The following is a 12,730-nucleotide window of genomic DNA, read 5'->3' as shown; positions in this document are numbered from 1 at the left end:
CGTTAGCGCCCGGTCCGGGTGCGTGGCTTGTCGGGGGATCATGGACCGGCCTATTCCACAGATAAATAGATCGATTATGATCTATTGCATGAAAGAAATCGATCATTTGGCTCTCGACGGCCACGCTCTCGAACTCTTCCTCGCAGTGCTGGAGGAAGGCTCGGTCACGGCGGCGGCAAGGCGGCTTGGCCTGACGCAGTCGGCGGTCAGTCACGCCCTGAACAAGCTGCGGCGGATCGCGGGCGATCCGCTGTTTGCCAAATCCGGCCGCGGCATCGTCGCCACCGCCCATGCCCAGGCACTGGCGGGGAAGGCGCGCGCGCTGATCGACGAGATGCGTAGCTTTGCCGGCGGCGTCAACTTCGAGCCGGCACGCGCGCAGCTCGCGCTGACGATCGCCGCCAATGATTTCCAGCGCGATTTGCTGCTGCCACGGTTCTTCGGTCACGTCGCCGCGCGAGTGAAGAGCCTGCACCTGCGGGTGATCCCCTCGCAATCGCCCTCGCCTGCGATGTTGCGCGAGAACCGCTGCGATCTCCTGATCACGCCGCTGCCGCCGTCCGGCGTCGACATCGTGCAGAAGCGCCTGCTGAGCGATCATTACGTCTGCTACTTCGATCCGAAGGCGCGCACGGCTCCTTCCGGGCGCGGCGCTTATCTGGCGGCGCGCCACATCACCGTGGTCTACACCGACAATGAGCGGCTCGACTTCGATCGCCAACTGGCGGCCAACGGCTTCCATCGTGACATCGCCATCTCGGTGCCGAGCTTTTCGGGCGTGCCGTCCTTCCTGCGCGAATCGCAGATGCTCGCGAGCATGCCGAGCCTGCTGGCTCCCGGTATAATGGCTGGCTTCGCACATGTGCGGATTCCGCTGGCCTCGCGCACGCTGGCCGAGCTGCCGATGTTCATGGTCTGGCACCGGCGCTACCAGAAGGATCCGGCCCATCGCTGGATCAGGAACCAGCTCGAGACCGTAGCAGCGACGGCGGCGGAGACTTGAGAGCCGCCCCACCTTTCGGAAGACTGCCCCTCGCCAAACCCACTGGTTGCGCAGGGAGAGCCACGCTAGAATTCCCCCATGACAGTGACCGACATTGCGAGCCGGACCTACAATCACAGCTGGCGGCTGGATCCCATCATCCGCAGCCTGCTGGATACCGACTTCTACAAGCTATTGATGTTACAGATGATTCGGGAAGACTACCCGAATCAGCAGGTGACATTTTCGGTCATCAATCGCTCGCGCCATGTGCGGCTGGCCGAGATCATCGACGAGGGCGAGCTGCGCGCCCAGCTCGACCACGCCCGCACCATCCGTTTCACCAAGAAGGAGCTGATCTGGCTTGCCGGTAACACCTTCTACGGCAAGACCCACATGTTCTCGGCGGACTTCATCCGCTGGCTCGCCGAATTCCGCCTGCCCGAGTACGAGTTGCGCAAGGTCGAGGGTCAGTACGAAATACATTTCCACGGGCCGTGGACCCACACCACGATGTGGGAGATTCCGGCGCTCGCGATCCTCAACGAGCTACGCTCGCGCGCGGCGATGAAGGGCCGCGGCCGTTTTGAGCTGGACGTGCTCTATGCCCGCGCCAAGGCGAAGCTGTGGACAAAGGTCGAACGGCTGCGCCAGCTGGAGAATTTGCGGCTCTCCGATTTCGGCACCCGTCGCCGCCACGGCTTCCTCTGGCAGCGCTGGTGCGTGGAAGCGGTGAAGGAAGGCCTGGGCCCGTCGTTCATCGGCACCTCCAACGTGCTGCTCGCGATGGACAATGATCTCGAAGCCATCGGTACCAACGCCCATGAGCTGCCGATGGTAGCGGCTGCGCTCGCCAGGGACGACGAGGAACTGCGCTGGGCGCCCTATCGGATCCTCGACCAATGGCGCCAGACCTATGGCGGCAACCTTCTGATCGCGCTGCCCGACGCCTTCGGTACGAAAGCCTTCCTGCGCGATGCACCGGAATGGGTCGCCGACTGGACCGGCTTCCGCCCCGACAGCGCGCCGCCGGTCCAGGCCGGCGAGGAGATTATCGCCTGGTGGCAGAAGAAGGGCCGCAACCCGAAGGACAAGCTGCTCGTGTTCTCCGACGCGATGGATGTCGGCTCGATCGAGGAGACCTATCACCACTTCACCGGCCGCGTGCGGCTCTCCTTCGGCTGGGGCACCAACCTCACCAACGACTTCGTCGGCTGCACGCCGGACGGTTCGTTCAATCTCGATCCGATTTCGCTGGTCTGTAAGGTGTCGTCGGTCGACGGCCATCCGGCCGTCAAGCTCTCCGACAATCCCGAGAAGGCGACCGGCCTTCCCTCGGAGATCGAGCGTTACCTGCGCGTGTTCGGCGACGCCGGCCGCGTGCGCAAGCCGGTGCTGGTCTAGCGCCTCAAACTCTGTCGGTCAGGTAAACCACTTGCGGCGAATTCGGGACATCGGCTCGCCGCTGCCGCGACAGTTCCGGTTCGATGGCATTCGCAACAATCTGCAAGCATCCGCTTCACAACGCCTTCACCCTGCGACGCGGTCTCTCTGCATTTTCAAGTCGAGTTAAGCACCCCTCGCACGTAATCCGCGTTATGAGCGGATCGCTCCGCTGGGGTCGTTGAGCGACTTGGGGAACGCAAGTGTTACGCAGAACAGCGCCGTCGACAAAGGAACGCAGCTTCCTTCACGTCATCAAGCTTGTCTCGCCTTTCGTCATGGTTGTCGTGCTTCAGGCGGCGATCGCGGGATTCAGTCTCGAAGTGATGTCCTCGGTCCGAGCCTATGTCGCGGGCGAGGCGATGTGGTCGCGCTCGCAGAAGAATGCCGTCTACTTCCTCAATCTCTACCTGCATTCGGGCGAGGCGAGCCAGTTCGCGCAATACCAGGCCTCGCTCGCGGTCCCGATCGGCGACGAATATGCAAGATGGGCGCTCGAAGGCGATCCGGTCGACCTCGAGACTGCTCGCATCGGCTTCCTGCAAGGCGGCAACCATCCCGATGACGTCCCGGGGTTGATCTGGCTGTTCCGCTACTTCAACCAGGTCAGCTTCCTCCGCGAGGCGATCCGGGAGTGGGCGGCCACCGATCCCATGCTGCTCGAGCTCAGCGTCTTCGGCGAGGTCATCCGGGGTGAGTTGAAGAGCGGTCCCGTTCGGGATAGCGCTCGCCTGCAATTGCTGTCGGCGCGACTCTCGGAGCTGAACAGGCAGTTCACGGGGCATGCCGAACGGTTCTCGACCGTCCTCGGTGAGGGCTCTCGCGCCATCAAGCTGACGCTGACCAGCATCAACATCGTCACCGCCGTGACGCTGATCCTGCTCCTGATCTGGCACACGCGCCGGCTGGTGCTGCAACGGCAGGCGTTCGAGGATGCCCTGCATGCCGAGAAGGAGCGCCTGGCGTACCAGGCCTCGCACGACTGGCTGACCGGCCTCGCAAGCCGTCGCGCCTTCGAAGCGCGCCTGCAAAGCGAGCTCGACGATGCTCGAGAAGGCTCACTGGGCTTGATCCTCCTCGATCTCGACCAATTCAAGAGCGTCAACGACACGTGCGGCCATCTCGCAGGTGACCGCCTGCTCTGCCAGATCGCACAGCTGTTGCAGCAGGACCGGCAGCCGCATGATCTGGTGGCTCGGCTCGGCGGCGACGAATTCTGCTTGATTTTGCCGCGGTGCCCGCCCTCGAACGCCGTCGATATCGCTGAACGGCTGCGGCGTTCGCTCGAGCTGTTCAACTTCACCTGGAACGATCTTTGCTTTGCGGTGACCGCCAGCATCGGCGTTACCTGCATCGCCGATGGCAACGTCACGCTCGAGGAGGCGATGCGGCGTGCGGATACCGCCTGCTATCGCGCCAAGGACAAGGGACGCAACCGGGTTCAGGCCGACGCCGCGAGATCCGACGTCGTCCTCGTCGCGTCGCGGCCGCGCGAAGTGGCCACCGCGCGAGGCCGGTAAAAAGGACGGAAATGCTCGGCGCAGCGCGCAGCGCCGCAGCTTCGACGCGGCCCTTCGTCCTCGACGTTCAGGATGACGTCGAGGTGTCCTCGCCGAGCGGCATCCGGTTGCGCATGTCGCTCGGCGTCATACCGAAGCGGCGTCGAAATGCGCGATGAAAATAGGACACATCGTTGAAACCTGCGAGATGCGCGATGTCGCTCACCTTGCGCGACCGGCGCAATGAATCGCGAAGTAACCTGGCGGCGCGGATCAGCCGCTGCTCCAGCACAAATTCGGAAAACGTCCTCCCGGTCCGCTCGAATAGAATCTGGACGTAGCGAGAGCTGGCGCGGTTGCGCTGCGCAACCTCGGCAAGGCTGAGATCGCCATCGCCCAGTCGGGCCAGCACATCCGCCTTGATCGCCTCAAGACGTGCCGCGGCCAGTCCGCGATCTCTCACAAGCTCGGTTTGGTCGCGGCCGGCGCCGAGCGAGAGCACCACGAGATCGGTCAGATGCTGAGCCGCTGTAGTCTTCGCCAGCGCATCGAGGCTGTCGGCATTCTCAACTATCAGATCGTAATATCCCTGCAACAGCCTCTTGACCCCGGCATTGGCATCCAACGGCCGCGCGATCAGGTCCTCGGCATGTGGGCAGAGTTCCAGCAACGCCTTGCGGTCGATGAAGAGCGACCTGAAGCGCCCCTCGCCGAGTTGCGACACATGCGCGCCGACGTGGGCGGCGTCGGCGAGGCCGACATCCATCGGCGCGAGGTCGAGCGCCCGGTCATCGACGCCAATGCGCATGGGCGCGCGGGAAGCGAGCACGAAGGCAAGCGCCTTGTCGGGATCGGCACCGGTCGCGACGAAGCTCATCGGCGTGCCGGCAGCGCCGGACATTTTCACACCGGGCAGCGGCAGGGCCGTCACGTCGCAACGCACGGGTCCCTCCGTGAGCGGCACGACATCCCCGGTCATCACCCGCCGACAGAACTCCTCGCGCCAGCGCTCGTAGTCGGCTCCCGATGGGACGCCGACATAGCCGAGACGCGGGGTGCCGCTCATCCACGATCCTCCATTGCCGGCCGCTCCGATGGTGAAACATCCTCGACGAACGGCAGCTCCGATGCAATCGCGATCAAGCAGAGTTCGCCTCCAGCCACACGCAATTGCGTCGTGAGCCATCTCCGATAGCGGGCAGGCGCGGCGAGATGACGCAGCTGTGACGGTGGGGCCACATTGCCCCGAGAACGATGTGCTCTTCGCATTGCGCCACATCGCATTGCGCGCTGATCCAAGAAAGCCAGTGCTTCCGTCGCTAAGCATGGTAGCAGCCCAACGTTGCCGCCGAATCCACTCGGGTGCGCCGTAAATGGAGTTTGCAGGTGCTTTCGAATGGCTTGCTGCCCCGGCCGGATCGCCATCGCGCGAAGACGTCCCGGCGGCATGCGCTTCTATTGAGCACCGCGATTGGCGCTTTCGCCACAGGTGGCGCGCTGCCGTGGTTCACCGCGCCGGCAGAGGCGGCATGCGTGATCACGGGAAGTGGTATGCAGCTCGGACTCCAATCAGGTGATTCGATCACCTGCACTGGGGTGGGCAACACCACCGTTCAAGCGTCCGCCGGGGCCAGCGGTGCCACGGTCAACATCGGCGACGGCGCCCCGACTTCCCTGGATGGTGCTGCGACTCCGGGAATTTACTTCGACGCTGCGTCCAGCAGCGCCATCAAGGTCTTCGACAAAGCGGCGATCACCTCTGCTAATACCGGCATCCTGCTATCAGGCGGCGGAAGCAATGCAGTGGCGGTGGAGGCTGGCGCGACAATCGGCGCGACAAGCTCCGGCTCAGATGCGATCGCTCTCGATGGTTCGAACAACAACACCGTCACCATCGCAGGCACCATTGGAAGCCTCGCTTCGGGCGCCCGGGGCATCGGCATCTCAACCGGAGCGACTGGCAATCAGGTCAATATTCTGTCGGGTGGCGTTGTCCAGGCCAGCAACGCAAACGCCGCCAACCTCAATGGGGCGGGCAGCGGGAACACTATCAACAATGCCGGCACGATCTCGAGCGCCTCGAATTACGCGATCTTCGGCTCGGCCGGTCAGGACATCATCATCAATTCAGGCACGATTATCGGCAATTTCGCCAACAGGGCCGTCGATCTTCAAGGCGGCGCCGACGTCTTCGAGTTGCGCGCGGGATCGAACGTCACGGGCTGGGTCATGGGCGGCAACGGGACAGATACGTTACGCTTGGGCGGGGCGCTCGACGCCGTGTTCGACCTCGGCACGTTCGGCGCCTCCAAGCAGTTCCGGGAATTCGAGGCTCTTGAAAAGACCGGCAGCTCCAGCTGGACGCTGACCGGCTCGACAACGGATACGGCGACCATGGACCTCCAAGACGGCACCCTCGTCGTCAACGGAGCGATGGCCAGCGTCGCGACGACGGTCAGCGGTGGCACCCTCAGCGGCAACGGCGCCATCGGCAATCTCACCGCGCTGGCGGGCGGCAGGGTCGCCCCCGGCAATCTCGGCGCGCTCACGATCTACGGCAGTGCCACATTCAACGCCGGTTCGACCTACGCCGTCTCCGTCAACGCGGCCGGACAATCCGACAAGATCCTTGCTGTGAGCGCGATGCTGAATGGCGGCGCCGTCGCCGTCAGCACGCTTGCTGGCGCCTACAGCGCGTCGACGCATTATACCATCCTCAGCACGACAGCCGGCCTCACCGGCACCTTCTCCAGCGTAACGCTCAGCGGATACAATCCGCAGTTCTTCACCTCCGCCCTCAGCTATGACGGGTTCTCTGCCTTCCTGACCCTCAACTACAACGACGCCGCGTTCCTCTCCGTTGCCCAGACGCAGAACCAGAAGGCCGTCGCCGGTGCGATGAGCGCATTTGGCTCCAATTTGCCTTTCCTCTCTTCCTTCGCAGGCCTCAGCGACGCCCAGCTCCGTTACAATCTGGACCAGCTCTCCGGCGAAGCCGCCACCGGCGCGCGACAGGGCGCTTTCCAGTTCACGGGCCAGTTCCTCGGCCTCATGCTCGATCCGTCCGTCGATGGGCGCGGCGGCGTCAGCGCCGGAGCAGGCGGCACAGCCTTCGGCTTCAGCCCCGAGCGCGCCGCATTGCCGGAAGGTATCGCCCTCGCCTACAACAAGATGCTGGGAGCCCCGCCGACGAAAGCACCGGCATTTGAGGAGCGCTGGACCGCCTGGGGCACGGCGTTCGGCGGCACCAACCGCACCGGCGGCGACCCCGTCGTGATCGGCAGCCATGATCTCAGCGCGCGCACGGGCGGCGTCGCGGCCGGCGCCGATTATCATTTCAGCCGCGATGCGCTCGTCGGCTTCGCGCTTTCGGGCGGCGGCACCAAATGGGATCTCGCCCAGGCGATCGGCGGTGGCAAGAGCGATGCGATGCAGGCCGGTGTCTACACCGCGGTGCGCACAGGTCCGGTCTATTTCGCCGCCTCGCTCGCCGTGGCCAACCATTGGATGTCGACGGACCGTTTGGCGCCGTTCGGCAATCAGCTCACCGCGAAGTTCAATGCGCAAACCGTCGGCGGCCGCATCGAGGGCGGCTATCGCTTCGCTGCGCCGATCGGCGGCTTCACGCCATACGCAGCAGCGCAGGCGCAGGCTTTTCGCACGCCCACTTACACCGAGGCCGATCTCGCCAGTGGCGGCTTTGGCCTGACTTATCAGGGACGAACCGCCAGCGACGTCAGGAGCGAGCTCGGCGCGCGTTTCGATCGCGCGACGCTGGTCACGCCGACTTCGGTCCTCACGTTGCGCGGTCGCGCGGCCTGGGCGCATGACTGGGTCAGCGATCCCTCGCTCGTCGCCGCATTCCAGGCCCTGCCCGGCGCGAGCTTCATCGTCAATGGCGCGACGCCGGCGAAGGACGCCGCGCTCGCGTCCGCCGGAGCCGAGCTCAAGTTCTCCAACGGCGTTGCCCTGTCGGCCAAATTCGACGGCGAGTTCGCGGCGCGCAGCACCACTTATACCGGCACTGCCAGCCTGCGATATGCATGGTAGCAGTCGCGCTTCATCGAGGTGACCGTGCGCCGACCGGCACGATCCCGAGACCGGCAAGGTGTGCGTCCAGGAATTGTGTCACCTGCTGGCGCAGCATCTGCGGCGGCACTGCCACCATGCGCTCCTCGAGGCCGAGGGAGATGATGCCGTGCACCGCGGAAAACAGCGTGCGAGACAACAGCGCGATCTTCACATCATCCGCATCCGGCAGGAGCCGCACCAGGGGCGAATGCATCAGCGCGAAGGCGTTCATCACCATCTGGAGGATGTCATCCGGATAGGGGCGGTCGTCCTCCATCCGATGCTCGAACAGCGAACGCAGCAGGTTGGCGTGCTCGGCAAAGAATTCGAGATACGTTGCAGCTAACCCATAGAGCTGGCGAACGGGATCCTCGCCTGGAACCCCAGCAAGCCGCAGCGTCAGCGCCTGAACCGTCTCCCGATTGACCGTCAGGATCACCCCGTCAAAGTCCCCGAACTCGTTATAGACGCTGCCGACCGAGCAGCCGGCGGACTGGGCGACGTCCCGAACTTTCAACGATCTCAATCCTTTAGCCGCGATTATGCCGCGGGCGATCTCCAGGATCTGGAGCCGCCGCCGACTTTTTTTCTGGTCTCGCAACGATTCGTCTTGAACATTGTTCATTTTTAAGCTACTCACATGAACATTGTTCAATTTAACCTGGAGACCTGCAAAATGCAAACCCTTGCTGTTGATATCGCCTCCACCTTCGTCGATGACGCCACAGCTCTCGTGACCGGATTTGGCCGCGCGCTTCTGCGGTTCGCGATGACCCCGATCGATCGTATCGCCAATGCCTGCGACATCGCCGGCGTCTTGGTCGAACGCCGCGCGACTTTCCGGATGTGGCGTGCAAACCGTGCCCTTCACCAAGGCCTCCGGTTCAGCCTGTTCCGCCGCCTCTCGCCCTTTCGCCATCTCGCCCATCTCACTTGAGGCAGGCACAGCCGGCACGTACCGGTCAGCTCGAATGCAAGATCCGGTTGCAAGGAAGGAATTACCATGTCCCGACATTGGCAACCGTTTCGGCAACTCTCGGCGATGCGGTTCAGCTTTTCCTCATCGCCTGACGCAATATCCGGATAAGCGCGCCCCTTGCCCTCGGGCCTGAGGCCGCCGCGACCAGATATTTGCGAACCTAACGAGACCACATGGAGACCAACAGGATCGGAAGGATCGAGGGAACAGCGCAGGCCGCGGTCGTCGGCGCCCTGCAATCGTGATCCCATCCCCTTCCGGTCGTGACGTCTCATCGACAATGCAACAACCTTCGGCTGCCTTCTTCAAAACAGGACTGGTCATGATCAGGGAATTGATGTCGTCACGCCGCTTTGCGCCGCTGTTCTGGGCGCAATTCTTCTCGGCGCTCAATGACAACGTACTCAAGAACGCGCTCGTCATCATCCTGCTTTACAGTGCCGTCACGGGCCACGGCGACGCCCTGGTCACGGTCGCAGGCGCCGTCTTCATCTTCCCCTATTTCATCCTGTCCGGGCTCGGCGGCCAGCTCGCCGACAAATACGTCAAATCCCTTGTCGCGCGGCGGCTCAAGTTCGCCGAGATCTTTGCGGCAGGCTTTGCCGCCGCTGGCTTCTTTATGCACTCGGTGCCGCTGCTGTTCGCAGCGCTGGCGCTGTTCGGCGTCATCGCTGCGCTGTTCGGGCCCGTGAAATACGCCATGCTGCCGGACCAGCTCGAGCTCGGCGAGCTCGCCACCGGCAACGCGCTGGTCGAAGGCGCAACCTTCATGGCCATCCTGCTCGGCACCGTCGCCGGCGGCCAGTTCGTGGCCGGCTCCGCGCATATGGGCTGGGTCGCATCGGCCGTGGTGGTTCTTGCGCTGCTGTCCTGGGCCTTTGCCTCCCGTATTCCCGCGACCACGCCGTCCGCGCCCGACCTGACCGTCAACGCCAATCCCTGGACCTCGACGCTCGGCCTGCTCAAGACGCTGCACGCCGACCACCGGCTGTGGGACGGCACCGTGATCGTCTCCTGGTTCTGGCTCGTCGGCGCCATCGTGCTGTCGTTGCTGCCGGCGCTGGTCAAGGACGTCGTCGGGGGCACCGAGGGTGTAGTGACGCTCTGCCTTGCGATCTTTGCGATCGGCATCGCCATCGGCTCGCTGTTCGCGGCCAGCCTGAGCCACGTTCGCCCGAACCTCGCACTGGTGCCGATCGGCGCCATCATTATGGGCTTTGCCGGCCTTGATCTGGCTTGGGCGATCGGGGTGACCACCAAGGGGCAGGACATCGCCGCGATCGACTTCGCGACGTCGTTCGCCGGCCTGCGCATGCTGGTCGACTTCGTCGCGTTCGCCTTCGGCGGCGGCCTGTTCGTGGTTCCGTCCTTCGCTGCCGTCCAGGCCTGGTCGGAGCCGTCCGAGCGCGCTCGCATCATCGCGGCCGGCAATGTGTTGCAGGCGGCCTTCATGGTGGCCGGCTCGCTGTTCGTCGCGCTGCTGCAGGCGGGCGGATTGCATGTCGGCTGGATCTTCTTTGGCCTAGGCATCGCCAGCTTCGGCGCGGTCTGGTTCGTGCTGACGAAATGGGGCAAGGAGGGCGTGCGCGACTTCGGCGGACTGCTGTTCCGCGGGCTGTTCCGCACCGAGGTGCGTGGGCTCGAGAACCTGCCGCCATCAGGCACGCGCATGCTGATCGCACCGAACCACGTCAGCCTGATCGACGGCCCGCTGCTGCACGCCGTGCTGCCGATCGACGCGAGCTTCGCCGTCGATACCGGCATCTCCAAGGCCTGGTGGGCAAAACCGTTCCTGCGCGTCGTCAAGCACTACACCATGGACCCGAGCAAGCCGCTGGCCGCGCGCGACCTGATCAAGCTCGTCGCCGCCGGCGAACCTGTCGTCATCTTCCCGGAGGGACGCATCACCGTCTCGGGCTCGCTGATGAAGGTCTATGACGGCACCGCGATGATCGCGGACAAGGCCGACGCGGTGGTCGTGCCCATTCGCATCGAAGGCGCGCAGCGCTCGCATCTCAGCTACCTCAACGGCAGCCAGATCAAGCGCTCGTGGTTTCCGCGGGTGACGGTGACGATCCTGCCGCCAGTCAAGCTGCCGGTCGATCCGGCGCTGAAGGGCAAGGCGCGTCGCAACGCCGCCGGCGCCGCGCTTCAGGACGTGATGATCGACGCCATGGTGAAGAACGCCATGCTCGATCACACGCTGTTCGAGGCGCTCGGACACGCCTATCGCGACCGCGACACCGGCAAGGTCATCATCGAGGACGCACTCGGCACCAAGCTGACCTATCGCAAGCTGATCCTCGGCGCGCAGGTCCTGAGCCGCAAGCTCGAGACCGGCACCGCCGTCGGCGAGAATGTCGGCGTGCTGCTGCCGAATTCCGCGGGCGTCGCCGTCGTCTTCATGGCGCTGCAAAGCATCGGCCGGGTCCCGGCGATGCTGAATTTCTCCGCCGGCCCCGTCAACGTGCTTGCCGCCATGAAAGCCGCGCAGGTCAAGACCGTGCTGACGTCGAAGGCGTTCATCGAGAAGGGCAAGCTCGACAAGCTGATGGCCGCGATCTCGGCCGAGGCACGAATCGTCTATCTCGAAGACGTCCGCACCTCGATCGGCACAGCCGACAAGATCAAGGGTCTGCTGGCCGGCACTGCGCCACGCGTCGCCCGCCAAGCGAACGATCCCGCCGTCGTGCTGTTCACGTCGGGTTCGGAAGGCACGCCCAAGGGCGTGGTGCTGTCCCACCGCAATATCCTCGCCAACGCGGCGCAGGCGCTGGCGCGCGTCGACGCCAACGCCAATGACAAGGTGTTCAACGTGCTGCCGGTGTTCCACTCGTTCGGACTGACCGGGGGAATGATGATGCCGCTGCTGGCGGGCATTCCGATCTACATGTACCCCTCGCCGCTGCACTACCGGATCGTGCCGGAGCTGATCTACCAGACCGGCGCCACGATTCTGTTCGGCACCGACACGTTCCTCACCGGCTATGCACGCTCGGCGCATGCCTACGACTTCCGCACCCTGCGCCTGGTGATCGCCGGCGCCGAGGCGGTCAAGGACCGCACCCGTCAGGTGTTCATGGAGCGCTATGGCATCCGCATCCTGGAAGGCTATGGCGTCACCGAGACGGCGCCGGTGCTGGCGATGAACACGCCGATGGCCAACCGCCCCGGCACCGTCGGCCGCCTGTCGCCGCTGATGGAAAGCAAGCTCGATCCGGTCCCCGGCATCGAGGAAGGTGGACGCCTCTCGGTGCGCGGACCGAACGTCATGCTCGGCTACCTCAGGGCCGAGAATCCCGGCGTGCTCGAACCGCTCGCCGAGGGCTGGCACGACACCGGCGACATCGTGGCGATCGACCCGGCCGGCTTCATCACCATCAAGGGCCGCGCCAAGCGCTTTGCCAAGATCGCCGGCGAAATGGTTTCGCTGTCGGCGGTGGAGAGCATCGCGGCGACGCTGTGGCCGCAGGCCGCATCGGTCGCCGTGTCGATCCCGGACCAGCGCAAGGGCGAGCGCATCGTGCTGCTGACGACGGAGAAGACGGCCGAGCGCAGCGCGATGCAGGGCCAGGCCAAGGCGATCGGCGCCTCCGAGCTGACCGTGCCCGCGGCGATCATGGTGGTCGACAAGGTGCCGCTGCTCGGCACCGGCAAGACCGACTATGTCACCGCAACCACGATGGCCCGCGAGCAGGCGTCCGCGCCGGAGCGCGAGGTGGCGTGAGATCACTCCTACGGCCGTCGCACCGGCGA

7 protein-coding genes are annotated in these 12,730 nt (G+C 64.6%); 5 read left to right on the top strand and 2 right to left on the bottom strand.

The window, feature by feature from the left end; translation table 11 throughout:
- Positions 1-88: 88 nt before the first annotated feature.
- From QSV46_RS28570 to QSV46_RS28560, 3 genes are all read left to right on the top strand, one after another.
- Positions 89-1,003: a LysR family transcriptional regulator gene (locus QSV46_RS28570; RefSeq protein WP_314959393.1), complete on the top strand. Its 915-nt coding sequence runs from the start codon at positions 89-91 to the stop codon at positions 1,001-1,003.
- 78 nt (positions 1,004-1,081) lie between these two features.
- The gene (gene pncB / locus QSV46_RS28565; RefSeq protein WP_314959391.1) at positions 1,082-2,386 is read left to right on the top strand and encodes a nicotinate phosphoribosyltransferase; all 1,305 of its coding nucleotides are present in this window, start codon (positions 1,082-1,084) and stop codon (positions 2,384-2,386) included.
- Positions 2,387-2,628: 242 nt separating this feature from the next.
- Positions 2,629-3,945, top strand: a complete 1,317-nt coding sequence (locus QSV46_RS28560) for a GGDEF domain-containing protein (RefSeq protein ID WP_314959387.1) — start codon at positions 2,629-2,631, stop codon at positions 3,943-3,945.
- 67 nt (positions 3,946-4,012) lie between these two features.
- Here QSV46_RS28560 and QSV46_RS28555 read toward each other — a convergent pair whose 3' ends face one another.
- A complete protein-coding gene (locus QSV46_RS28555) occupies positions 4,013-4,990 on the bottom strand; it encodes an AraC family transcriptional regulator (RefSeq protein ID WP_314959385.1) in 978 nt (325 codons plus the stop codon).
- A gap of 485 nt (positions 4,991-5,475) precedes the next feature.
- Here QSV46_RS28555 and QSV46_RS28550 point away from each other — a divergent pair, with 485 nt between their 5' ends.
- The gene (locus QSV46_RS28550) at positions 5,476-7,974 is read left to right on the top strand and encodes an autotransporter domain-containing protein (RefSeq protein WP_314959382.1); all 2,499 of its coding nucleotides are present in this window, start codon (positions 5,476-5,478) and stop codon (positions 7,972-7,974) included.
- Between the two features lie 10 nt (positions 7,975-7,984).
- Here the strand turns inward: QSV46_RS28550 and QSV46_RS28545 are convergent, their stop codons facing one another.
- Complete coding sequence (locus QSV46_RS28545; protein WP_314959524.1) at positions 7,985-8,620, bottom strand: TetR/AcrR family transcriptional regulator; 636 nt, start codon at positions 8,618-8,620, stop codon at positions 7,985-7,987.
- Between the two features lie 676 nt (positions 8,621-9,296).
- Between QSV46_RS28545 and QSV46_RS28535 the strand changes: the two genes are divergently transcribed.
- A complete protein-coding gene (locus tag QSV46_RS28535; RefSeq protein WP_314959379.1) occupies positions 9,297-12,701 on the top strand; it encodes an acyl-[ACP]--phospholipid O-acyltransferase in 3,405 nt (1,134 codons plus the stop codon).
- Positions 12,702-12,730 lie beyond the last annotated feature (29 nt).

Origin of the sequence: Bradyrhizobium cosmicum (genome assembly GCF_032290525.1) — a bacterium.
Classification (GTDB): domain Bacteria; phylum Pseudomonadota; class Alphaproteobacteria; order Rhizobiales; family Xanthobacteraceae; genus Bradyrhizobium; species Bradyrhizobium cosmicum_A.
Note: the sequence above shows the minus strand (reverse complement) of the source record. Positions and strands in the feature narration are given on the sequence as shown.

Excerpts from the sequence above, each read along its gene's own strand:
- QSV46_RS28535 (WP_314959379.1), top strand. The coding sequence starts at position 9,297 with ATGATCAGGGAATTGATGTCGTCACGCCGCTTTGCGCCGCTGTTCTGG.
- pncB (WP_314959391.1), top strand. The coding sequence starts at position 1,082 with ATGACAGTGACCGACATTGCGAGCCGGACCTACAATCACAGCTGGCGG.
- QSV46_RS28570 (WP_314959393.1), top strand. The coding sequence starts at position 89 with ATGAAAGAAATCGATCATTTGGCTCTCGACGGCCACGCTCTCGAACTC.
- QSV46_RS28545 (WP_314959524.1), bottom strand. The coding sequence starts at position 8,620 with ATGAACAATGTTCAAGACGAATCGTTGCGAGACCAGAAAAAAAGTCGG.
- QSV46_RS28555 (WP_314959385.1), bottom strand. The coding sequence starts at position 4,990 with ATGAGCGGCACCCCGCGTCTCGGCTATGTCGGCGTCCCATCGGGAGCC.
- QSV46_RS28550 (WP_314959382.1), top strand. The coding sequence starts at position 5,476 with ATGCAGCTCGGACTCCAATCAGGTGATTCGATCACCTGCACTGGGGTG.